Origin of the sequence: Amycolatopsis sp. WAC 01416 (assembly GCF_003947485.1) — a bacterium.
Lineage (GTDB): Bacteria > Actinomycetota > Actinomycetes > Mycobacteriales > Pseudonocardiaceae > Amycolatopsis.
In genome coordinates, this window is the sequence record NZ_QHHX01000003.1 from 758110 (window position 1) to 783775 (window position 25666).

The 25666-nt window shown below is 72.2% G+C and carries 8 protein-coding genes; 7 read left to right on the forward strand and 1 reads right to left on the reverse strand.

The window, feature by feature from the left end:
- The first annotated feature begins 293 nt into the window (after positions 1–293).
- Complete coding sequence (locus DL990_RS13315) at positions 294–3014, forward strand: LuxR family transcriptional regulator (RefSeq protein WP_125798830.1); 2721 nt, start codon at positions 294–296, stop codon at positions 3012–3014.
- An 18-nt stretch (positions 3015–3032) separates the two neighbouring features.
- Here DL990_RS13315 and DL990_RS13320 read toward each other — a convergent pair whose 3' ends face one another.
- Complete coding sequence (locus DL990_RS13320) at positions 3033–3299, reverse strand: PqqD family protein (protein ID WP_125781236.1); 267 nt, start codon at positions 3297–3299, stop codon at positions 3033–3035.
- A gap of 256 nt (positions 3300–3555) precedes the next feature.
- On the opposite strand from DL990_RS13320, the gene DL990_RS13325 reads away from it, so the two are divergent.
- From DL990_RS13325 to DL990_RS13350, 6 genes are all read left to right on the forward strand, one after another.
- On the forward strand, positions 3556–4395 hold the full coding sequence (locus tag DL990_RS13325) for a mycofactocin-coupled SDR family oxidoreductase (RefSeq protein ID WP_233620455.1): 840 nt from the start codon (positions 3556–3558) through the stop codon (positions 4393–4395).
- A gap of 121 nt (positions 4396–4516) precedes the next feature.
- Positions 4517–6031, forward strand: a complete 1515-nt coding sequence (locus DL990_RS13330) for an AMP-binding protein (RefSeq protein WP_199746338.1) — start codon at positions 4517–4519, stop codon at positions 6029–6031.
- A complete protein-coding gene (locus DL990_RS13335) occupies positions 6028–7284 on the forward strand; it encodes a type III PLP-dependent enzyme (protein ID WP_125781232.1) in 1257 nt (418 codons plus the stop codon). The genes DL990_RS13330 and DL990_RS13335 overlap by 4 nt, the downstream gene beginning before the upstream one ends.
- A gap of 26 nt (positions 7285–7310) precedes the next feature.
- Positions 7311–7814, forward strand: coding sequence for a cobalamin B12-binding domain-containing protein (locus DL990_RS13340; RefSeq protein ID WP_233598661.1), 504 nt, complete (start codon positions 7311–7313; stop codon positions 7812–7814).
- Positions 7811–9130, forward strand: a complete 1320-nt coding sequence (locus DL990_RS13345; RefSeq protein ID WP_125798832.1) for a methylaspartate mutase — start codon at positions 7811–7813, stop codon at positions 9128–9130. The genes DL990_RS13340 and DL990_RS13345 overlap by 4 nt, the downstream gene beginning before the upstream one ends.
- 799 nt (positions 9131–9929) lie before the next feature.
- Positions 9930–25628, forward strand: coding sequence for a type I polyketide synthase (locus tag DL990_RS13350; protein WP_125798833.1), 15699 nt, complete (start codon positions 9930–9932; stop codon positions 25626–25628).
- Positions 25629–25666: the final 38 nt, after the last annotated feature.

Sequence of the window (25666 nt, forward strand, 5' to 3'; positions counted from 1 at the left end):
TTAAAGGAGTCACGCGGCTTCGTCCGATTCGTCCCACCTGGTTAACAGCTGGTGTCTACTGGACGTTTGCGCGTCGCTACCCACGTTGGCCTGGTACGACGGTTTGGGCTACGCGGAGTGTGCGGGGCGGGCTGAAGGCGGATGTGAATTTGCCTGGACAGTGGTAGACCTTTGAATCGTCCTTGGGTACATTCGTCCTTACGGGGGCTGGTCCGTTTCCGACCGATGCGGACAAATATGGGGGCCACCGAACGACCTACAGGCGGCGACACCTGATTGAGAGCGTGCTGGGGATGGGTCTGATCGAACGTGAGGCGGAATGGGATACGCTGGTCGGGGGCTTAGCTGCCGCCGATCGCGGAGAGGGACGGGTCGTCCTGGTTAGTGGACCGGGCGGCGCGGGTAGAAGCGAGCTGTTGGCGGCATTCGGGGCGCACGCGGGGGACCAGGCTCTCGTGTTGACCGCGACCTGCGGCCGCAGTGAGCGCCACTTCGGCCTGGGAGTAATCAGACAGCTGTTCGGATCGGGCGCACTGCCCGCAGGGTGGCGAGGCCGGATCGATGAGCTGCTCGGCCGTGCCGAGTCCGACCTCATGGCGCCCGCTCGCGACCTGGCGGAGGTCGTGCTCGAACTGGCTGCGGCACAACCACTGGTGCTTATCGTGGACGACCTGCACGAGGCGGACAGCCCGAGCCTGGACGTGCTGCTGTACCTGCAGCGGCGGATCGCGACCGCGCCGGTGCTGATCGTGCTCTCCGAGGTGCGGTGCCGCCGGGTCGCGCACCCGCGCTTCCATGCCGAGCTGACCAAGGCCCCGTGGTTACGCCAGGTTCGGCTGTCGACACTGTCGGAGTCCGGCGTCGTGGACCTGCTGCGAGACCGGGTGCCGGATCGCGAGGCGGCCGAGTTGGCTCCGCGCTGCCACCGGCTCACCGGCGGCAGCCCGGTGCTGCTGCACGCGCTTATCGACGACCTGATCGAATCCGGGGCCGCCCCGGTGGATGAGGACGAGCCGGTCCAGGTCGGTACTGCGGTCATCGCGGTTGTGCTGAGCTGTCTGCACCGCTGGGCGCCCGAGCACCTCGCCGTCGCGCGCGGGCTCGCGCTGCTCGGCGACAACACGCCTGCGTCGGTTGTCGCGCGGCTGCTGGACATCGAGCCCGTCGTGGTCGACCAGGTACTCGACGAACTGTCGGCGACCGGACTGCTCGACGACGGCCGCTTCCGGCACCCTGCCGTTCCCGCGGCCATCCGCGACGACCTCGCTCTCGAGGGGCGGGCAGGACTGCACCTCGCGGCCGCCCAGCTCCTGCACGAGGAGGGCGCGCCCAGCAGAGAGATCGCCGCCCAGCTGCTCGCCGCCGGGGACACCGGCGGCGCGACGTGGGCCGCCGCTGTGCTGCGCGCCGCCGCGCTCGAGGCCCTTGGCGGGCATGCGCTGGTCGACGCGACCGCGTGCCTGGAGCTGGCGCTGCGGTCGCCGTCGGGGGACCGCGATCGGGCGGCCACGGTCGCGCTGCTGGTCCGGGTGCGCTGGCTGACCAACCCCTCGGCCATCAACCGCCTGCTTGATCCGCTGCACGACGCGCTGGACGCGGGACACCTTGGCGACCGGGACGCCATCGTCCTGTCGAACTACCTGCTGTGGCGCGGCGACGATCGCGGCGTGCGCCGGTCGGCAATCGTCGACCGGCTGGCGGAGCACGCCAGCGACCCTCGGTCGGAGGCCGAGCTGTACTTCACCCGGCAGTGGCTGAGCTTCTCCCACCCGGTGCGCTTCCCGGAGCCCCTTCAGGACAGTGCGCGGAGTGCGCCAACCGCGATGCGGCGGACCAGGCGCGGGCTGCGGCTGACCGACATCATGGTCCACGGCGCGTCCAACGAGGTGTTGGACAAGGCCGAGCAGGTGCTGCTGTGCTGCTCGGTTACCGACACGATGCTGGAGTCCGTGCTTGCCGCGCTCCTGACCCTGGTGCACGGCGACCGCACCAACCGGGCTCTGCACTGGTGCTCCGTGCTCGATGCCGAGGCGCGCACCCTGCTGGCCAAACCCTGGATCGCGGCGCTGGCCGACATCCGCGCGCACATCGCGCTGCGCCGTGGCGACCTAGCGGCCGCCGAGCGCTTCGCCCGCGACGCCCTGCAGACGATGTCGCCGGACAGCTGGGGTGTGGCGATCGGCTCGCCGATGTCCACGCTGATGCTCGCCACCACCGGGATGGGCAAGCTCGACGAAGCCGACCGCCTGGTGAAGCAGCCAGTGGCGGAGTCCATGATGGACGCTCCGTTTTGGGGGCAGTACCTGCGCGGCCGCGGTTACTACTACCTGGCCAGCAATCGGCTGCACGCCGCGCTTGCCGACTTCCAGGCCTGCGGTGACCTGTGTGCGGGCTGGGGCCTTGACCTGCCTGAGTTCCTGCCGTGGCGTAGCGACGCCGCCCAGGCGCATCTGGCGATGAACCAGCCGAACAAGGCCCGCGAGCTGCTCAGTGCTCAGCTCGACCGTCCCGGCGGCAAGTCGCTCCGGGTGGCCGGGGTGTCGCTTCGGGTGCTGGCGGGCACGTGCAATCTGCCCCGGCGGCCGGCTGTGCTTGGCGAGGCGATCGCGAAGCTGCAGGAGACCGGCGCCCAGTTGGAGCTTGCCTTGGCGCTGGCCGAACTCGGTCGCGCGCAGCACGCCCTCGGCGACTCGACCAGGGCCCGGCTGACGGCTCGGCGCGCGAAGCAGGTGGCCAAGAGCTGCTTCGCGGAGTGGCTGTGCGAGAAGGTGTTACCCGCAGACGAGCCCACGCTGGTGGAGGAGCCCGACACCTTCGCCACGCTGAGCGAGGCGGAGCGCAGGGTGGCGACGCTGGCCGCGGGCGGCTACACCAACCGCGATATCAGCCAGAAGCTGTTCGTCACGGTGAGCACGGTCGAGCAGCATCTGACGCGCGTCTATCGCAAGCTCAACGTCAACCGGCGCGCGGACCTACCCGCGGACCTGCCGCTGGTGGCGATCGACTCGGCGTGAAGCAGGCGGGCTCGGCCCCTACAGCTCTTCGAGCAGGCCCGCCGAACGCATCTCGTCGATCCACAGGTGGAAGTCGGCTCGCATGGCGGCCGGGTCGACTTCCCAGATGCCGGCCAGCATGTCCGCGGCGGCGGTCTGGTCGCCGTTGTGCTGGCTCAGTGCGATCCACATGGCCGCTTGGCGGGGCGGACAGTGCACGACGACCCCGGTCCGCCGGGAGCGCAGTCGCAGTCTGCCATCCGGCAGCACCTTGGCAGTCACCCCTGCGACCGCGTGCACGCTCACGAACTCCTCCTCGTCGCGACTTGATGCGACCGTCGGGTCTTGCAGCCCGCTTAAGGCTCTTGGTTTTACGCCTGCCAGTAACACAGGGCAAGTATACGATTGTATATGACGTAAGTCTAGTACGTTGGTATAGATTCCGATGCTGCGGTTCGCGCCGCAGGTGTAGGGGTCGTCCAGGGCTCACTCGCGGCCCATTCGCACGGTAGTTATATCTGATCTGACCCCCACAACCCCTTTGGAGCCGAACATGGGTCGCATGACCGGCAAAGTCGTCGTCGTCACCGGGGCGGCACGCGGGCAGGGCCGTAGCCACGCGGCGCGGTTGGCCGAGGAAGGCGCCGACGTCATCGCGCTGGACGTGTGCGCCGACATCGAGTCCGCCGGCTATCCGATGGCCACTATGGACGACCTGGCTGAGACCGAACGCTTGGTACGCAACGCGGGCCGCAACGCGGTCACCGCGCAGGTCGACGTGCGCGACCGCGCCGCGCTTGCGGCCGCTATCGCCGATGCGGTCACCGAACTGGGCGGGCTGCACGCCGTCGTCGCCAACGCCGGCATTCTGCCGATGGGCGCGCACCGGCCGATGACGGCGTTCGCCGATACCGTCGACATCAACCTGGGTGGTGTTTTCAATACGGTGCACGCCGCGTTGCCGCACCTCGGCGATGGCGCGAGCGTCGTGGTGGTCGGCTCGGGAGCGGGCCTGATGCCGCGCACGCCCGAGGACTCCGGCGCGGGTCCGGGCTTTGTCGCGTACAAGTTCGCCAAGCGCGCGCTGGTCGACTACGTGAGCACGTTGGCCGTGGAACTGGCCTCGCGCGGCATGCGGATCAATGCGGTGCACCCGACCAATGTCGCCACCGACATGCTGCTCAACGACTCCATGTTCGGCGCGTTCCGCCCGGACCTGGAGACCCCGACGGCCGACGACATCGTCCCGGTGCTGACGGGCATGCACGCCCAGCCGGTCGCCTGGGTCTCGCCCGAGGACGTCTCGCACGCCGTGCTGTTCCTGGCTGGCGACGAATCCCGGCACGTCACAGGCATGCAGCTGCGGGTCGACGCGGGTATGGCGGTCAAGGCGGGGCGCTGATCCCGCCTCGAAAGCCGCATTCCGGGTAGGGGAACGTAGGGGTGGGCTGAACAAGCGTCTGAGACTAGCGTTCATAACTGGCGATGAACCTTCACATTTCGTCCTGATCAGGGAGTTTCTCGTGCGTATCCAGCCGAACCCGACCTGCCCGGGCGAACTCGTCCACCACCTGCTCGACGCGGCGGTGTCCGAGTCGCCGGACGTTCCCGCCATCACCGATGCGACCGGCACCTGGAGTTACCGGGAACTCGACGCGCACAGCCACGCCATCGCGGTGTGGCTGCGCGCGCGGGGTGTCCGCCCCGGTGACCGGGTGGTCGCGCGGTTGGCGACCACCCGGCACCTGGTGGCCCTGTTCTTCGGCGTCCTGCGGTGCGGCGCGGTGTTCGTCCCGCTCAACCCGGCGATGAAGTTGTTTCACTTGACCACGGTGCTCGCCAACGCCGAGCCCGCGGTCGTGCTCGTCCCCGCCGACGCAGTGGCGGGGCTGCCCGATCCGGCCCGCGCGTGCGCGGCGGAGGAGATGTGGGCGGAGGTCGAAAGCCTGGTCGGCAGGCGAGTGCCGGATGCGGATATCGCTCCGGCCGCGGTGGCCGCGTTGGTGTACACCTCCGGCAGCACGGCCACGCCGAAGGCGGTCATCCTCCCGCACGCGCAGGTTGTGTTCGCCAGCCGCACGCTGGCGGTCGAACTCGGCTACCGCGACAGCGACGTCGTGTTCTGCCGGTTCCCGCTGTCCTGGGACTACGGGCTCAACAAGGTCCTGATGACGTGCGCCGTGCGATGCGAGATCGTCCTCGCGGGCGAGGAGTCCGATCTGGCGCTGCTCAGGCGCATGCGCGAGACCCGGGCCACCGTGGTGCCGATCGTCCCGTCACTCGGCACGATGATCGCCACGCTCGCGCGCCGGGAGACCGACCTGCCGCCGGTCCGGCTGATCACCAACACCGGGGCGGCGTTGCCCGCGGCGACGATCGACGCCCTGCGGGAGTGCTTTCCCGGGGTGCGCGTCGTGCGCCAGTTCGGGCAGACCGAGTGTAAGCGGATCTCGGTGATGCCGGTGGACGAGGACCAGGACCAGGACCGCTCGCTGTCGGTGGGCAGGCCGCTGTCCGGCACCCGGGTGCTGATCCTCGGCGCGGACGGCGGGGAGCTGCCGGTCGGCGAGATCGGCGAGATCGTCGTCACCGGCCCGCACGTGACGGGCGGGTACTGGCGTGATCCGGAGGCGACCGCTCGGGTGTTCCGACCCGATCCCGGCGGCGCGGGTACCCGGCTGCACACCGGCGACTACGGCTACCTCGATGCCGACGGCTACCTGTACTTCGCGGGAAGGCGGGACGACATGTTCAAGCGCAAGGGAATCCGGATGAGCACGCTGGAGATCGAGGGCGCCGCGATGGACATCGCGGGTGTGAGCGCGGCCGCCGCGCTGCCGCCCGCAGGCGACCGCGACCTCGCCGTCGTGGTCGCGGGCGACCTCGAGCCGCACGTGGTGCTCAAGGAGCTGGCCCAGCGGCTGGAGCCGCAGAAGGTGCCCGCGCGCTGTCACGTCGTCGACGAGGTCCCGCTCACCCAGCACGGCAAGAACTCGCGCCAGGCCTTGGAGGAAATGTTCTACGGAGGCTCCCGGTGATCGACCACACCGCGCTCGCCGAGCGGTTCGGCACGCCCTTGTACGTCTACGACCTCGACGACGTGCGCGCCGCCCGCCGACAGCTGTTCGACGCGCTCCCCAGCGAGGTGGAGGTCTACTACGCGCTCAAGGCGAACCCGCACCCCGGGCTGGTCAAGGCGTTGTGCTCGGAAGAGGGCGGCGCGGGAGCAGGAAAGGTCTGTCGCGCGGAGATCAGTTCGACCGGCGAGCTGGCCAACGCGCTGGCCGCCGGCGTCCCTGCGGCGGACATCCTCTACACCGGCCCCGGCAAGACCGTAGAGGAACTGCGCACGGCGCTGACCCAGGGCGTGCGAACCTTCTCCACAGACTCGGTGACCGACGTGCGGCGGGTCGGCGAGGTGGCCACCGACCTCGGCGTCGTCGCCGAGTGCCTGCTGCGGATCAACAGTGCCACCGCGAGCGCGACGACGGGCATCCGGATGACCGGAACGCCGTCGCAGTTCGGCTTCGACAGCGAGGTGCTGGGCGAGGTGCTACCCGCGCTGCGCGCCGTCAAGGGCGTCGAGATCGCCGGGATGCACTTCTTCCCGCTGAGCAACGCCCAGGACGAGGAGAACCTCGTCGGGGAGTTCCGGCACACCATCGAGCTGGCCGCGCATCTGCGCGACCAGCACGGCATCCCGCTGCGGCTGCTGGACATCGGTGGCGGCTTCACTGTCCCTTATGGACAACCAGGTCCGCGCGGCGGGTATCCGAAGCTGCGCGGCGAACTGGCCGCCGCCCTGGACACCCACTTCCCGCGCTGGCGCGATGGCGATCCGACGATCGCCTGCGAGTCCGGCCGCTACCTGGCCGGCGGCAGCGGAGTGCTGGTGACGCGGGTGGCCAACGTCAAGATGAGCAGAGGCCGCGGGTACGTGATCCTCGACGCGGGGATCAACACCTTCGGCGGCATGTCCGGGCTCGGCAGGCTGCTGCCGGTCAGCGTCGCGGTCACCGACGGCGCCGACGGCAGGGCGTCCCTGGTCGGTCCACTGTGCACACCGGGCGACGTGCTCGGCCGCGATGTCGCCGTGCCCGACCTCGGCCCGGACGACCTGGTCGTCATCCCCAACACCGGCGCCTACGGCCCGACCGCGAGCCTGCTGATGTTCCTCGGCAGGCCCGCCCCGGCCGAGGTGCTGATCCGCGGCGGCGACGTTGTGTCGGTGTCCCGGATCGAACACGAGCGGGTGTACGTGTTCGGCGACGGCCCCAGCGCCCGCCAGTAGCTGACACCCCATGGAGGATTTTCAGCGTGCGTGACAGCGATTTTCAGTCCACTGTGGTCCGCGGCTCGGCCGTCGCGGCGGCGAGCCTGGGCACCGTGGTGGTGAGTAGCACGGCATCGGATTCGCACACCTGGAATCTGGTGTACCTCGAGCTGCTCATCCGCGAGCTCGGTTACGATGTGGTCAACCTCGGCCCGTGCGTGCCCGATGAGCTATTGGCCGAGCACTGCCGGGAGATTCAGCCCGTGCTGGTCGTGATCAGCAGTGTCAACGGCCACGGCCATCAGGACGGCCTGCGGGTGATCAAGCAGCTGCGTGGGTGTGCCCGGCTGCGTGCCACGCCCGTGGTGATCGGCGGCAAGCTGGGCATCGCGGCCGGTCTGGACGACGCCCAGGTCCGCGAGCTGATGGCCGCCGGGTTCGACATGGTGTTCCAGGAAGGCGCGGACGCGGGCGAGTTCCGCCGGTTCGTCGGTGCGATCCCGCGCCCCGCCGCCTGGCTGCCGGACGGAGTCGGGGCCTGGGTATGAGCGTCCGCCCGCCGAGCGCCGCATCGGTCGACTTCGGTGAGCACGTGCTCCGGGTGGCGGCGGCGGGAGGGCTCGTCGTCCAGCCGAGGATGGGGGTCAGCGACCCGGCGCGGATGCGCGCGGGTCTGCTGGCCACTCGGGGCGCCGCCGCGCACACGGTCGGCACCGTCACCCTCGACAGCTACACCCGGGTCGGCGCGACCGAGAGCGTGGCGATGGCGCTGCGCAAGGGCGAGTCACTCAACGGCTATCCCATCCTCGGGCACGACCGGACGACGACGTCGGCGATGCTGAATGGCGTGCTGGGCCTGGACTTCCCGGTCCAGGTGCGGCACGGGTCCGCGGCCCCGCTGGATATCTTCGCCGCGATGGCCGCCGTCGGCCTGGCCGCCACCGAGGGGGGCCCGGTCTCGTACTGCCTGCCGTACGGCCGCGTCCCGCTGGCCGAGGCGGTGGCCAACTGGGCGCGCTGCTGCCAGTTTCTCGCGGCGATAGGGCAAACCGGGCTCCGTCCGCACCTGGAGACCTTCGGCGGCTGCATGCTCGGCCAGCTTTGCCCGCCCAGCCAGCTCGTCGCGATGAGCGTGCTGGAGGCGCTGTTCTTCCAACAGCACGGCGTGCGATCGGTGTCGGTCAGCTACGCCCAGCAGACCGACATGGACCAGGACTCCGAAGCCGTTCTGGCGCTGCGCCGGTTGTGCCGCGACCTGCTGCCGTATCCGGGCTGGCATGTCGTGGTCTACACCTATATGGGCGTCTACCCCACGACCGAGGATGGCGCCTTCCGGCTGCTTGGGCTGGCCGTCGAGCTGGCCCGCCGCACCGGAGCCGAACGGCTGATCGTCAAGACCGCCGTCGAGTCGGCCAGAATCCCGTCGTTCGCCGAGAACGTCGAGGCGCTGGAGTACGCCGCGCTGATCGCAGAGCGCGCCCCAGGGCCGGTGGACGCGGTGGAAAGCCTTGATTCCCAGACCTACCAGGAAGCGCGTGCTCTCGTGCACGCGGTGCTCGACCTCGACGACGACATCGGTCGCGCTTTGCTCGCCGCGTTCCGTATCGGGTTCCTCGACATCCCGTACTGTCTGCACCCCGACAACGCGGGCCGCACGCAAGCCGTCATCGACGACCGGGGATGGCTGCGCTGGGCCGAGACCGGCGCGCTGCCGATCGGGCATCTGGTCGAGCGCGGGGGCAGGCGCTCGATGTCGTCGTCGGGACTGCTGTCCAACCTCAACCACGTGCGCGACCGGTTCGACACGGCGGGCTGGGATCCCGCCGCGCTGCACCGCGACCGCACGCCGGAGCTGCCCTGCTGATGTCCCGCGCCGGAAATTCGCGCCGTGAATCCGTATCCGGCCGTTGCGCCCCTGGTCCGGGTTAATGAGCGTTCTAGTGAGGGGTAAGGCAAAGGTGGCGTGATGCCAAGGCGTGTCGCGAAAGCCACTTTCGCGACGCCTGATGTCCCGAAAGTGGCTTTCGCGACGCGGCCGCTGGGTGGTCGTGAGTGTTTCGGGTCGTTAGAACGCAATGCCACTCAGCTTGAGTTGATCATGAGCGGGGATCTTCAGCGGCCGCCGGTCTGCTTGATCAAGCCGGACAAGTCACCGGCAGCGGACCCGGCGTGCGACTGTCCACACCGGACGCTAATCCGGATCAAGGAGCCCGATTTGGGTACTTTGCGTAGCTGCGCGTGGGGGTCGTGAGTGGTAATGAGGGTTAGAACGACATTTCCCACTCACGACCCCTTGGCAGAACCCCCCATTTCGTTATCAATCGGACATTCAGTCAGTGAAATGTGTCCACAATGGACGCTCAGGGACGTAACGGCTCCCGTCGGCCAGGGCAACCGAGCGCTTGACCTGCGGCAACCGTCGCCATACATGACACTCACGACCACCCAGCGGTCCCCTGTCCCTTGTGTCCCGCGCCGGGAATTCGCGCCGTAAGTATGTGGGTAAACACGGTGCCCGGCCGGTTCGCCGTACTCGCGCACCCCAGTCCCGCGACCCGGCCTAAGGGCGTCTAGGGGTGGGGCCGGTGTGCGGCCGGCCATACCGTGCGGGGGAGTGGTCCGTGCTGTCCGTTGTACCGCCGAAACCTTCGTGGAGTGCGTTGATGAGCGAGTCCGGAAGCCCAGAAGCCGCCCGGCGGGCCGAGCTGGTCCACCGGCTCGCGGATCTGCCGGTGTCCGAGCAGATCCGAATCCTGCTGGACATCGTCACCGAGCAGGCAACCGCCGCGCTGCACAAGGTGCGCCCGGACGCCGACGCCGCGGTCGGACCGGACGCGGCGTTCCGCGATATCGGCCTTGACTCGCTGATCCTGGTCGACCTGCACCGCCGGCTCGGCGCGGCCACCGGGCTCGCGCTGCCGCCCACGGTCGGGTTCGACTACCCCACCGCGGCCCAGCTGGCCGGGCACCTGCGCGCTGAGCTGCTTGGCGACGACGGGGACACGGATTGGCCCGACATGGCCTCGCCGCGGTCCGGGGCCGACGAGGACGACCCGATCGCCATCGTCGGGATCGCCTGCCGCTTCCCCGGCGGCATCCGTTCCGCCGAGGACCTCTGGCGGCTGGTCGCGGATGGCGGCGAGGTGCTGTCGGATTTCCCCGACGACCGCGGCTGGGACATCGATACGATGTTCGACCGCGACCCGGACGTCGCAGGCAAGTCCTATGTGGACAAAGGCGGTTTCCTGGCCGACTCCACCGAGTTCGACGCGGACTTCTTCGGTATCAGCCCGCGTGAGGCGCTGGCGATGGACCCGCAGCAGCGGCTCATGCTGGAAACTTCGTGGGAGGCGCTTGAGCGCGCGGGTGTCAACCCGGCCGGGCTGCGCGGCAGCCGTACCGGCGTGTTCATCGGCGCCGAGGTGCACGAGTACGGCCTACGGGTGCACGAGGCCCCGGATGGGCTCGACGGCTACCTGATGACAGGCAACGCGCCGAGCGTCGTTTCCGGCCGCGTCGCCTACGTGCTGGGACTGGAAGGCCCCGCGGTCACCGTCGACACGGCCTGCTCGGGCTCGATCGTCTCCCTGCACCTGGCTTCCCAGTCGCTGCGTCGCGACGAGTGCGATCTCGCGCTGGTGGGCGGCGTCGCCGTGATGGGCAGCCCCGGCATGTTCACCGCGTTCAGCAGGCAGCGCGGGCTGGCCCCGGATGGGCGGGTCAAGGCGTTCGCCGAGGCCGCCGATGGAACCGGCTTCTCCGAGGGCATCGGCCTGCTTGTCGTCGAGCGCCTCTCTGACGCACGCCGTAACGGGCACACGGTCCTCGCGCTCGTGCGCGGATCGTCGATCAACCAGGACGGCGCGAGCAACGGGCTCACCGCGCCCAGCGGGCGGGCTCAGCGCAAACTGATCCGCGCGGCGCTGGCTGACGCCGGTTACCGGCCAGCCGATGTCGACGCGATGGACGCGCACGGCACCGGCACCCGGCTCGGCGACCCGATCGAGGCCGCCGCCATCCTGGCCACCTACGGCCGGGACCGGGAGCGCCCGCTGTGGCTGGGCTCGGTCAAGTCCAACCTTGGCCACACCCAGGCGGCAGGCGGCGTGGCGAGCGTGATCAAGATGATCATGGCGATGCGGCAGGAAACCCTGCCGAAGACCCTGCACGTCGACGCACCGAGCACGGCCGTGGACTGGTCGGCAGGCAACGTGCGGCTGCTCACCGAGGAGATCCCGTGGGAGCGCGCGGAACGTCCGCGCCGCGCCGCGGTCTCCGCGTTCGGCATCAGCGGGACCAACGCGCACGTCATCCTCGAGGAGCCGCCTGCGGTCGACGAGGCCGCCGTCGAGCCGGACACCACGCCGCGGGCGCTGGTCCCGCTGGTGCTCTCGGCCAAGAACCCCGCTGCCCTGCGCGAACTGGCCGGGTCGCTACTGCCGGTGCTGGAGGACGGCGCGCGGCCGGTGGACGTCGGGTACTCGCTGGCAGACACCCGTGCCCGGCTCGGCAGCCGCGCCGTCGTGGTCGGTCAGGATGCCGAGACGCTCGGCCGCGGGCTGCGCTTGCTCGCCGACGGCGGAAACGGGCCGGACACCGTAGCCGGGGACTCTGACGGCGGCCGGTTCGCCGTGCTGTTCACCGGGCAGGGCAGCCAGCGCCTTGGCATGGGGCTGGCCCTGTGCGCGGAGTTCCCGGTGTTCGCCGACGCCTTCTCCGACGCCATCGCACAGGTGGACATCCAGTTGGACCGGTCGCTGTGGGACGTGCTGGAGGCGGAGCCCGGCTCGCCTGACGCGCTCCTGCTCGACCAGACCGGATACGCCCAGCCCGCGCTGTTCGCCCTTGAGGTCGCGCTGTACCGGCTGCTCGAATCCTGGGGGATGCGCCCGGACTACCTGGCAGGCCACTCCATCGGCGAACTGGCCGCCGCGCACGTCGCGGGCGTGCTGACCCTGGCGGACGCCGCCACGCTGGTCGCCGCGCGCGGCAGGCTCATGCAGGCGCTGCCATCGGGCGGGGTGATGATCTCCGTGCGCGCCACCGAGGACGAGGTGCGCGCGCTGCTCGGCGACGCGGCCGACGTCGGCATCGCGGCGGTCAACGGGCGAGACGCCGTCGTGATCTCCGGGGCGGCGGAGTCCGCGCTGCGGATCGAGGAGACGCTGCGCGCGCAGGGCCGCAAGACCAAGCGGCTGCGGGTGAGCCACGCGTTCCACTCGCCGCTGATGGAGCCGATTCTCGATGAGTTCCTGCGGGTCGCGCGGGTGCTGACCTACTCGGCGCCGACCATTCCGATCGTGTCCACTGTGTCCGGTCGCATCGCCACGGCAGACGAGCTGTGCTCCCCGGAGTACTGGGTCGAGCACGTGCGTGCGAACGTCCGATTCGCCGACGCCGCCGCGGCTCTTGGCGAGCTGGGCGTCGGCACCTTCCTGGAATTGGGCCCGGACGCCGTGCTCACCGCGATGGGCAAGGAGTGCCTGCCGGACGGCGAGTTCCTGGCCGCGCTGCGCCGGGACCGCGACGAGACCCGCGAGGTCGTCACCGCCGTGGCCGCCGCGCACGTGCGGGGCGTCGCCGTCGACTGGTCCGCGTACTTCGCCCGCTCCGGTGCGCGCCGGGTAGACCTGCCCACGTATCCGTTTCAGCGGCGCCGCTTCTGGCTTGAGCGTGCTCGCGTTCTCGACGACGTCAGCGGAGTCGGGCAGGTTGCCGCCGGCCACCCCCTGCTGGGCGCGGTCGTGCCGCTCGGTGGCGACGGCGGTGTCGTGCTGACCGGGCGACTCTCCACGCGGTCGCACCCGTGGCTCGCCGACCATGTGATCTCGGGGGTGCCCCTGCTGGCGGGCACCGCGTTCGTCGAGCTGGCCCTGCGCGCGGGCGAGGAAATCGACTGCCCCGCGCTGGAGGAGCTGACGCTGCAGACTCCGCTGGCGCTGCCCCCGTCCGGCGGCGTCGCGGTCCAGATCGTCGTCGGGCCGCCGGACAGCACGGGGCGGCGCGCGGTCGACGTGCACTCGCGCGTGGATGACGCGGCCTGGGTGTGCCACGCCACCGGTACGCTCGGGCCTTTCGCGGGCACGTCGGCGGACACCGCGTGGGCGAGCCAGTGGCCGCCCGCGGGGGCCGAGCCGCTCGACGTGTCCGGCCTGTATACCGAGATCGTCGACCATGGCTACGAGTACGGACCGGCGTTCCGGGGCCTGCGGGCGGTCTGGCGTCGCGACGGTGAGGTGTTCGCCGAGGTCAGGCTGCCGGACGAGGTCGCGGACGCGGGCGCGTACGGCTTGCACCCTGCCCTGCTGGACTCCGTGCTGCACGCCACCGACTTCGCCGGTCCCGAGCGGATGCCCGGACGGACGCGGCTGCCGTTCGCCTGGACGGGTGTCGCCCTGCACGCCACCGGCGCGTCGGCGCTGCGCGTGCGGATCACCGCGACCGGCTCCGACGCGGTGGCCATCGGCCTGGCCGACGCCGCGGGTGCGCCGGTCGCCGAGATCGGGGGGTTCGTGCTCCGCGAGGTCGCCGCGGGCGGGCTCGCCACCGCCCGGACCGACCTGCCCTACCGGATCGAGTGGGTCCCGGTTTCCGCCATGGCGCCGGTCGGGACGTGGGCGGACTGGGACAGCGTCGACGAGACCGTGCCCGATCTCGTGATCGCTCGGGTGTCGGGCGCGTCCGGAGACCTGCCCGCCGCGGTGCGGCAGACGACCTCCCACGCGCTGTCGTTGCTGCGCGACTGGCTCGCCGACGACCGGTTCGCTCGCTCCACCCTCGTCATCGCGACGTCCGGCGCGGCGGGCCCGGACATCACCGACCTGGCCGCCGCTCCCGTCTGGGGCCTGGTGCGCTCGGCACAGGCCGAGCACCCCGGGCGGTTCGTGCTCGTCGACACCGACCGGGCACCGCTCGATGAGGTCGCGTCCGCCGCGGCCTCGGGCGAGCCCGAGCTGATCCTGCGCGACGGCGAGGCCCGCGTGCCCCGGCTCGTCGCGGTCAGCGGGGACGCGGGATCGCCGCCGTGGCCGGTCGATGGCACCGTGCTGATCACCGGCGGCACCGGCGGTCTCGGCGCGTTGCTGGCCCGGCACCTGGTGACCGGGCACGGCGTGCGCGACCTGTTGCTGACCAGCAGGCGTGGCCGGTCGGCGCCCGGCGTGGACGTGCTGGTCGACGAGCTGGCCGCGGCGGGCGCGCGGGTCCGCGTCGCCGCCTGCGACACCGCCGACCGGCCGGCGCTCGCCGAACTTCTCTCCACAGTGGACGATCTCACCGCGGTCGTACACACCGCGGGCGTGCTCGACGACGGACTGGTCGCCACCCTCGATGCAGACCGGCTGGCCTCGGTCCTCGCGCCCAAGGTCGACGGCGCTTGGCACCTGCACGAGCTGACCGCCGACCGCGAGCTCGTCGCGTTCGTGCTGTACTCGTCCACCGCCGGCTTCCTCGACGGCGCGGGCCAGGGCAACTATGCCGCCGCCAACGTCTTCCTCGACGCCCTCGCCACCCACCGGCGCGCCCACGGCCTGCCGGCCACGGCCCTGGCCTGGGGCCTGTGGCCGGACGCGGGTATGGCGGCCGGCCTCGACCCGGCCGCGATCGGCCGCATCCGCCGCCTCGGCCTCGACGTGCTGAGCCCGGCGGAGAACCTGCGCCTGCTGGACGCCGCTGTCGCCCGCCCCGAACCGGCCCTCGTCCCGGTCCGCATCGACCGTACCGCCCTGCGCTTGCGGGCCGACCTGCCGCACGTGCTGCGCGGCTTGGTGCGCGCCCCGGCGCGTCGGGCCGCGGCCGGACCGGCGTCGACCGAGTCCACAATGGACAGTCGGCTCGCCGCCCTGTCGGCCGCCGACCGGGCAGAGGCCGTGCTCGACCTGGTGCGGTCCGAGGTCGCGGGCGTGCTCGGCCACGACGGCCCGGCGGCGATCACGCCGTCGCGGGCGTTCAGTGACATCGGCTTCGACTCGCTGTCGGCCGTCGAGTTGCGCAACCGGCTGAACTCGGCCACCGGGTTGCGGTTGAGCTCGACGTTGGTGTTCGACTACCCGACGCCGACACACCTGAGCGCGCATATCGCGGAGAAGCTGCGCGGCTCCGCCCCCACCCCCACCCCGGCCCCCGCCCCCGCCCCGGCCGCGCCGGTGACCGTCACGGCGGCCGAGGACGAGCCGATCGCGATCGTCGGCATGGCGTGCCGCTATCCCGGCGGGGTCACCACACCCGAGGAGCTCTGGGCGCTCCTGGCCGAGGGCCGGGACGTGATCAGCCCGTTCCCGGGCGACCGGGGCTGGCCCGGTGACCTCTACGACGCCGAGCCGGGCAAGCCGGGCAAGAGCTACTCCGGCTCCGGCGGATTCCTGTACGACGCCGCCGACTTCGACCCGGCGTTCTTCGGCATCAGCCCGCGCGAGGCGCAGGCGATGGATCCGCAGCAGCGGCTGATGCTGGAGACCTCGTGGGAGGTCTTCGAGCGGGCGGGTATCGATCCGCACTCGCTGCGCGGCAGCCGGACCGGCGTGTTCGCGGGTGTCATGTACCACGACTGGGGCACCCGGCTCGCCGACGTCCCCGACGACGTGGCGGCGTACCTGGGCAACGGGAGCCTGGCCAGCGTCGTCTCTGGCCGCGTTGCCTACGCGCTCGGCCTCGAGGGACCCGCGGTCACCGTGGACACCGCGTGCTCGTCGTCGCTGGTCGCCACGCACTGGGCGGTGCAGGCGCTGCGGCGCGGCGAATGCGGGCTCGCGGTGGTGGGCGGTGTGACCGTGATGTCCACACCGGACACCTTCATCGACATGAGCAGGCAGCGCGGCCTGGCCGCCGACGGGCGGTGCAAGTCCTTCGCCTCCGCCGCGGACGGGACCGGCTGGAGCGAGGGCGCCGGCGTGCTGCTGCTGGAGCGGCTGTCCGACGCGCGCCGCAACGGCCGCCCGATCCTCGGTGTCATCCGGGGCAGCGCGGTCAACTCCGATGGCGCGTCCAACGGCCTGACCGCGCCCAACGGGCCGTCCCAGCAGCGGGTGATCACCCAGGCGCTGGCCGATGCCCGGCTTCGACCATCCGATGTGGACGCCGTGGAGGGGCACGGGACCGGCACGACGCTCGGCGATCCGATCGAGGCGCAGGCGCTGCTGGCCACCTATGGGCAGGAACGGCCCGCGCAGGGCACGCCGCTGCTGCTGGGCTCCATCAAGTCGAACATGGGCCACACCCAGGCCGCCGCGGGTGTCGCCGGGATGATCAAGATGCTGCTGGCCATGCGGCACGGCGTCCTGCCCGCGACCCTGCACATCGACGAGCCATCGCCGCAGGTCGAGTGGGATTCCGGCGCGGTCGAGCTGCTGACCGGCACGACGCCGTGGCCCGAGCACGGCCGTCCGCGCCGCGCGGGCGTGTCGTCGTTCGGCATCAGCGGCACCAACGCGCACGTGGTGCTCGAACAGGCCCCGGACGCAGAACCCGCGGTGGCGGGCGTGCTGGCCCCGGTCGAGCCGTGGGTGCTGTCCGCGCATACCCCCGAGGCCCTGGTCGCCCAGGCCGACCGGCTGCGGGAGAGCGTCGAAACCATGGACGAAGCCGCGCTGGCCGCGGTCGGCCGGACTCTGGCGACCGCGCGCGCCCACCTGGAGCACCGCGCCGTCGTGGTCGGCGCCGATCGCGAAGACCTGTTGCGTGGGCTGGCCGCACCTGCGGTGGTCGACAAGGTCCGCGAGGGCAAGGTGGCGTTCTTGTTCACCGGCCAGGGCGCGCAGCGCCTGGGAATGGGTCGCGAGCTGCACTCCACCTTTCCGGCCTTCGCCGCCGCGTTCGACGCCGTCGCGTCCGAAGCGGACAAGTGGCTGGAGCGGCCGCTGCGCGACGTCGTGTGGGGGAAGAACGAGGCCGCACTGAACCGGACCGGTGTCGCCCAGGTGGCGCTGTTCGCCGTGGAGGTCGCCCTGTTCCGGCTGCTGGAGAGCTGGGGCGTCCGGCCGGACTTCCTGGCGGGCCACTCGATCGGCGAGCTCGCCGCCGCGCACGCGGCCGGGGTGCTGACCCTGCCCGACGCCGTACGCCTGGTCGCCGCGCGCGGACGGCTGATGGAGACACTGCCCGACGGTGGGGCCATGGTCGCGGTCCGCGCGAGCGAAGCCGAGGTCGCGGACCTGCTGCCGGACGGGGTCGACATCGCGGCGGTCAACGCGCCGTCGTCGGTCGTGCTGTCCGGGCCGCTGGCCGCGGTGACGGCGGTGGCCGACCGGCTCGCCGCCGACGGGCACAAGACCAGCAGGCTTTCGGTGTCGCATGCTTTCCACTCCGCGCTCATGGAGCCGATGCTCGCCGAGTTCGCCGCCGTCGCCCGCGAGGTGTCCTACGCCGCGCCGACGACCCCGGTCGTGTCGAACGTGTCCGGCGCGCTCACCGATGAGCTGGCCTCGCCCGAATACTGGGTCCGGCATGTGCGCGAAACCGTGCGCTTCGCCGACGGCGTCGGGTTCCTGCTGTCCCAGGGCGTGCGGACCTTCGTCGAGCTGGGTCCGGACGCGATCCTCACCGCCATGGGCGCCGAGTGCGCCGAAGACGCCGGATTCGTCGCGCTGCTGCGGCGCGACCGCCCCGAGGCACGCGAGGTGGTCGCCGGGATCGGCCGGGTGCACGCCCGCGGTGGCCGGGTCGACTGGCCCGCGTATTTCGGGGCGCGCGGCGACCGGGTGGACCTGCCCACTTACGCCTTCCAGCGCAAGCGCTACTGGCTCGACGCGACCACATCGGCAGGCGATGTCGCCGCCGCCGGTCTCGCCCCGGTCGCGCACCCGCTGCTCGCCGCGTCCGTCCCCGTGCCGGACACCGGCGGGTCGGTGCTGACCGGTCGGCTGTCGGCGGACGGCGGCCACTGGGTTGCCGACCACCGCGTGCACGGCACGATCCTGATGCCCGGCACGGGGTTCGTGGAGCTGGCGCTGCGCGCGGGCGAGGAGGTGGACTGCGCCGCGGTCGAGGAGTTGACGCTGCGGCAGCCGATGATCCTGCCCGAACGCGACGGACGCGCGGTGCAGGTCGTCGTCGGCGCGGCCGAGGACGCCGGCAGGCGCACGGTCGCGATCTACTCCAGCGCTCAGGGCGGTCCGTGGGTGCTGCACGCGGAAGGCACGCTGCTGCCTGGACCCGTGGCGCCGGGCGGGGACCTGACCCAGTGGCCGCCCGCCGACGCGACCCCCTTGCCGGTCGACGGCGTGTACGAGCGCCTGGTCGGCCGCGGCTACGGCTACGGACCGACCTTCCAGGGCCTCACCGCGGCCTGGCGCCGGGGCGAGGACGTGTTCGCCGAGGTCACCCTCCCGGAGGCCGCCCGCGCGGAGGCCGCCCGGTTCGGGCTGCACCCGGCCCTGCTCGACGCCGCCATGCACGCGGACCTGCTCGATGCGAACGGCAACGCCGATGGCGACACCCTGCTGCCGTTCTCCTGGAACGGGGTGTCCCTGCACGCGGCGGGCGCGACCGCGCTGCGCGTGCACCTGCGCCGCGTCCGAGGCGACGAGGTATCGGCGATATTCGTCGCCGACCAGACGGGCCGCCCGGTCGCCACCGTGCGCTCCCTGGTCTCCCGGCCCGTCTCGGCAGGGCAGCTCGTGGCTCGACCCGACGCCCGCGACGTCCCGCTGCGCGTCCAGTGGCGTCCGGCCGCGCTGCCGGACATCGCGTCCGCCGTGCCTGAACTCGCGGAGATCGGCCCTGACATCCCGGCCGTCGTCCGCTTCACCGTGCCCGCGCCGACCTCCGCGGACGTCCCGGAGGCGGTGCGCGAGGTCGCCGACACCGTGCTCGCCGCGGTGCGCGGCTGGCTGGCCGACGAGCGATTCGCGGCGTCCCGGCTCGCCGTCGTGACCAGGGACGCGGTCGGCACGCAGCCGCCCGGCCTGGCCCACGCCCCGGTATGGGGCCTGATCCGGGCCGCCGAGGCGGAGAACCCCGGCCGGTTCCTGCTGATCGACACCGACGCCGATTCAACGGCCTTGATCCCCGCGGCCGCGGCGACCGGCGAGCCGGAGATCGCGCTGCGCTCCACCACGGCCCACGTGCCGAGGCTGGTGCCGGCGACCGGCGGCGGCGGTGCCGCACCCTGGACAGGCGCTGTGCTGATCACCGGCGGCACCAGCGGACTCGGCGCGCTCGTCGCCCGGCACCTGGTGGTCAAGCACGCGGTCCGCAAGCTCGTGTTGACCAGCAGGCGCGGATCCGACGCCCCCGGCGCGACGAAGCTGATGGCCGAACTTCTCGAACTCGGCGTGGATGTCACCATCAGGGCCTGCGACGTCAGCGACCGCGATGCCGTCGCCGCGCTGATCGCCGCGCACCCCGACCTGCGCGCCGTTGTGCACGCGGCGGGCGTCGCGGACAACGCCCTCGTCGCCGAGGTGACGGCCGAGCGGATGGACACCGTCCTCGCGCCCAAGGCGGACGCGGCCTGGCACCTGCACCAGCTGACCCGCGACCTCGACCTGGCCGCGTTCGTGCTGTTCTCGTCGGCGGGCGGCATGGTGCTGGCTGCCGGGCAGGCCAACTACGCCGCCGCCAACCTCTTCCTGGACGCGCTGGCCGAGCGCCGCCGCGCCGAGGGACTGCCCGCGACCGCGCTGGCCTTCGGCATGTGGGACGTCGACACCGGCCTCGGCGCGATCACCGATGCCGACCGAGACCGCATGCGCCGCCTCGGCACCCCGGCGATGTCCGCAGAGCTCGGGCTGGCCCTGTTCGACGCCGCCGTCGCCGGTGATGACCCGGTGGCCGTGCCACTGCCGGTCGACCCGGTCGCCCTGCGGGCGCGGGCCGATGAGATCCCCGCCCTGCTGCGGGCGTTCGTCCCCAGGCCGGTGCGCCGCGCCGCGACCGAGGACGCCGCCCCCGGCGGGCTAGCCGCGCGCGTCGCCGGGCTCACCCCCGCCGAGCGGGACCGGATGCTGCTCGACCTCGTCCGCACGCACGTGGCGGTCGTCCTCGGCCACGGTGGGCCGGACGCGGTCGAGCCGGACAAGGCGTTCTCCGCGCTCGGCTTCGACTCACTCGCCGCGGTCGAACTGCGCAACGCCCTGAACGGCGCGACCGGATTGCGGCTGCCCGCCACCCTCGTGTTCGACCACCCGACCTCGCGCGCGGTCGCAGAACTGGTGGCGGGGAGCATCCAGCCGGTCAAGCCCGCAGCGGTGACCGCCAAAGCCGTGACCGCCGCGGACGACGACCCGGTCGTCATCGTCGGCATCAGCTGCCGGTTCCCCGGCGGGGTCGGCTCGCCCGAGGACCTCTGGCGGCTCGTGGCCGATGGCGTCGACGCCACCGGGGACTTCCCCGCGGGCCGCGGCTGGGACCCGGCCGCGATCTACCACCCGGAACCCGGCACCCCAGGCAAGACCTATGCTCGGCGCGGCGGATTCCTCCACGACGCCGCCGAGTTCGACCCGGAGTTCTTCGGGATCATGCCGCGCGAGGCGCTGGCCATGGACCCGCAGCAGCGGCTGCTGCTGCAGGGTGCGTGGGAGGTCTTCGAGCGCGCGGGCATCGACCCGCTCTCGGTGCGCGGCAGCCGGACCGGCGTCTATGTCGGCTTGATGTACCACGAGTACGGTGCGCAGGCAGGCCGTGTGCCCGACGACCTGGCCGCCTACCTCGGCAACGGCAGCGCGGGCAGCATCGCCTCCGGCCGCGTCGCTTACGCGCTCGGACTGGAGGGCCCGGCCGTCACCGTCGACACCGCGTGCTCGTCGTCGCTGGTCGCATTGCATATGGCCTGCCAGGCGGTGCGGTCCGGCGAGGTCGGCATGGCGATCGCGGGCGGCGTCACGGTAATGCCCACCCCGGACATCTTCGTCGACTTCAGCCAGCAGCGCGGGCTCGCCGCCGACGGCCGGTGCAAGGCATTCGCCTCCGCCGCCGACGGCACCGGCTGGTCGGAGGGCATCGGGCTGCTGCTGGTCGAGCGGCTGTCCGTTGCCCGCGAGCACGGCCACACCGTGCTGGCCACCGTACGGTCCTCGGCGATCAACCAGGACGGCGCGTCCAACGGGCTCACCGCGCCGAACGGGCCGTCGCAGCAGCGCGTCATCGCACAGGCGCTGGCCGCCGCCGGACTCTCTCCGTCCGATGTGGACGCAGTCGAGGGCCATGGGACCGGCACCCGCCTCGGCGACCCGATCGAGGCGCAGGCACTGCTTGCCACGTACGGGCAGGACCGCGCGGAACCGCTGTGGTTGGGCTCCATCAAGTCGAACCTCGGCCACGCGCAGGCCGCCGCGGGTGTCAGCGGCGTCATCAAGATGGTGATGGCACTGCGCCACGGCGTGCTGCCCAAGACGCTGCACGTGGACGAGCCGTCCGCGGCCGTCGACTGGGACAGCGGCGCGGTCCGGCTGCTCACCGAGTCGCGGGACTGGCCGAGCGTCGAGCGCCCGCGCCGCGCGGCAGTGTCGTCCTTCGGACTCAGCGGCACCAACGCGCACATCATCCTGGAGCAGGCGCCGGAGCCGGCGACGGTCTCCGAGGCAGGCGAGTCACTGCCGGTCGTGCCGCTGACCGTGTCCGCGCGCACCGCCGATGCCCTGCCCGAGCAGGCGGCCCGGCTCGCCGCGCACCTGCGTGGATCGGATCTGATCGACACCGCGTACTCGATGGCCACGTCGCGTGCCGCGCTGGAGCACCGGGCGGTGATCGTCGCCGCCGACCGTGCGTCCGCACTGTCTGCTTTGGACGCTCTTGCCGCCGGTGAGCCCGCTTCCGGCGTCAGCACCGGAACCGGCCGGTCCACCGGGCTGAGCGCGGTTCTGTTCACCGGACAGGGCTCGCAGCGGATCGGAATGGGTCGTGAGCTGCATGCGGTGTTCCCGGTGTTCGCTGACGCGTTCGACGCGGCCGCCGACGAGCTGGACCGGCACCTGCCGCGTCCGCTGCGCGAGGTCGTGTGGGGCGAGGACCAGGATCTGCTCAACCGCACGGAGTTCGCGCAGCCCGCGCTCTTCGCCGTGGAGGTCGCCCTGTTCGGCTTGATGGAGTCCTGGGGCGTGCTCCCGGACTTCCTCGTCGGGCACTCGATCGGCGAACTGGCCGCCGCGCACGTCGCGGGCGTGTGGTCGCTGCCGGACGCGGCCAGGATCGTGGCCGCGCGCGGCGGTCTCATGCAGGCACTGCCGCCGGGCGGCGCGATGCTGGCTGTCGCGGGCACCGAGGACGAGGTCCTCGGGCTGTGCACCGAGCGTGTCGGGCTGGCGGCCGTGAACGGTCCGACCGCGGTCGTGCTGTCCGGGGCCGAGGGCGCGATCCTCGAGATCGAGGCGCAGTTCCGGGCCGAGGGCCGCAAGGTCAAGCGGCTCGCGGTGTCGCACGCGTTCCACTCGCCGCTCATGGAGCCGATGCTGGCCGAGTTCGAGGCGGTGGTCGCCGGTGCTGCCGCCGAGCGGCCCCGGATTCCGATCGTGTCGACGGTGACCGGTGCGCTGCTCACCGAGTGGGGCGACCCGGCGTACTGGGCGCGCCAGGTGCGCGAGCCGGTCCGCTTCGCCCTCGCACTGTCCACTCTGGACACCTCTGGCGTCACCACCGGTCTTGAACTCGGACCCGACGCCGTCCTCGCCCCGATGGGCGTGGAGACGCTGTCGGCGACGTTCGTCGCGGCACAGCGTGCCGACGTGCCCGAGACCGCGGCCCTGATGGCCGCGCTGGGCAGGCTGCACGTGTCCGGCGCCGAGATCGACTGGTCCTCGGTGTTCGCCGGTCGCGGTGCACGGCGGATCGACCTGCCGACATATGCCTTCGAGCGGCGGCCGTTCTGGCTGCGGCCCGCGCCCGCCGACACCACGGGCACCGGTCACCCGCTGCTGACCGCCACCGTCGAACTGCCCGAGTCCGGGGCGGTGGTGCTCACCGGCCGCGTCTCCACCGGCGCCCACCCGTGGGTCGCCGACCACACGGTTCTCGGCAGCGTGCTGCTACCCGGCGCCGCCCTGGTGGACCTGGCTTCCCGGGCTGGGGACGAGGTCGGCCTCGGCACGCTCGACGAACTCGTGCTCGAAGCGCCCATGGTGCTGCCCGCGGAGGGTGCGCTCGCGCTGCGGATCGTGGTCGACGCCGCGGCGGCGGCCGGCGCGCGGGCGGTCCGGCTGTACTCGCGCCCGGAGAACGCGGCGGGGGAGTGGACCCGGCACGGGACCGGGCTCCTGACCGCCGTCGCGATCGAAGGGGATGAGCTGACCGCGTGGCCGCCCGCGGGCGCTGACCCGCTGCCCCTGGACGACCCGTACGGCAGACTGCTTGGTCGCGGCTACGCCTACGGCCCGGCTTTCCAGTGCCTGCGCGCGGCCTGGCGGTCCGGCGACGACCTCTACGCCGAGGTCGAGCTGCCCGAGACCACCGACCCCGATGGCTACGGCTTGCACCCGGCGCTGCTCGACGCCGCCAGCCACGTCGACCTGCTCGCGGGCGATGGCGGCGACACCATCCTGCCGTTCTCCTGGCACGGCGTCACCCTGCACGCGACCGGCGCGACCCGGCTGCGGGTGCGGCTGCGCAGGCTGCGCGGCAGCGAGTCGACCGCCCTGCACGTCGCGGACGCGGCGGGCAAGCCGGTCGCCACCGTCACGAGCCTGGTGTCCCGCCCGGTGACCGCCGGGCAGCTCGCTACTCGCGCCGACTCGCTGTACGAGGTGGCGTGGCGACCGGTCGAGCTCCCGGCCGACGCGACCGGCCACGAGGTACACCAGGTGGTCGCGTCCGACGGCGAAATCCCGTCGGCGGCCCGCGCGGTCGTCGCCGACACCCTTGACTCGGTTCGCGACTGGCTGGCGACCGACTCGGCCGAGACCCTGGTCGTACTGACCCACAACGCGGTCGTGGTAACCGACGAACGGGTCGACCTGGCGCAGGCCCCGGTGTGGGGCCTGGTCCGCGCCGCTCAAGCCGAACGGCCCGGACGGATCGTGCTCGTCGACACCGATGGGACCCCGGAGTCCGACGCGCTGATCGGCCGAGCCGTGGCCTGCGGCGAGCCGGAGATCGCGCTGCGCACGGGCGTCGCCTCCGTGCCAAGGCTGGCCGCCGCCGAAGCGTCCGTACAGGACGTCAGCTGGGATCCGGACGGCACCGTGCTCGTCACCGGCGGCACCGGCGGTCTTGGCGCGCTTGTCGCCCGGCACCTGGTCGCCGAGCACGGCGTGCGCCGACTCGTCCTGACCAGCAGGCGCGGACCGGACGCGCCCGGCGCGGCCGACCTGCGCGCCGAACTGACCGAGGCGGGCGCGAATGTCGTCGTCGTGGCCTGCGACGTGACCGACCCGGCGGCGCTGGACCACCTGGTCGCCTGTCATCCCCCGCGCGCCATCGTGCACGCCGCGGGCGTTGTCGATGACGGCGTGCTCGACTCGTTGACACCAGAGCGGCTCGACACCGTGTTGCGGCCGAAGGTGGACGCGGCCTGGCGGTTGCACGAGCTGACCGACGGTATGGCGCTGACCGCGTTTGTGCTGTTCTCGTCCACCACCGGCATTCTCGACAACGCGGGCCAGGCCGGCTACGCCGCGGCGAATGTCTTCCTCGACGCGCTCGCCCGCCACCGCCGGGCGGCCGGGCTGCCCGCGCATTCGCTGGCCTGGCACCTTTGGGCGGGCGCGGGCATGGGTTCGAGGCTGGACGGGTCGGTCGTCGACCGGCAGCGGCGGCGCGGCACGCCCGAGATCGAGCCCGGCGATGGCCTGCGGCTCTTCGACGCCGCCATGGCGCTGGACGCGCCCGTGCTGGTGCCGATGCGCCTGAACCTCCCCGCCGTCGCGGCGTCGGATGCGCCGGTCCTGCTGTCCGATCTCGTCGCGGGCGTGCCGGCCCGGATCGAGCGGGCGGCCGCGACCGTCGCGGTGGCGCGCGACGAGGTCGGCTTGCTGGACCGCCTGGCCCCGCTGTCGGCGGACCAGCGGGCACGGGAGGTGCTGGACGTGGTGTGCGCCCACGTCGCGGGCGTCCGGCACCAGTCCGGCCCGATCGACCACGACCGTGGCTTCACGGAGCTGGGTTTGGACTCGCTGGCAGCCATCGAACTGCGCAACCGGCTCGCCGAGACCACCGGTCTTCGCCTGCCCGCCACGCTCATGTTCGACTACCCGACCGCCGCCGCTCTGGCTCGGTACCTGCTCGACGAACTAGCCGACGAACTGCCGGAAGCGGCCGAGGACGACCCCATGGGCGAGACCGAGATCCGCGCTGTGCTGCGGGAGATTCCGCTGGAGCGGCTGCGGGCGGCGGGCCTGCTCGACGCCCTGCTCGGCCTCGCCGGCCCCGCGTCGCCGCAGCCTGCCGAAGGCAGCATCGACGACCTGGTCCGCGCGGCGCTCGCGGCGACGGAGTGACCGTGGACGAGATCATCGCGGCGCTGAGCGAGTGCCTT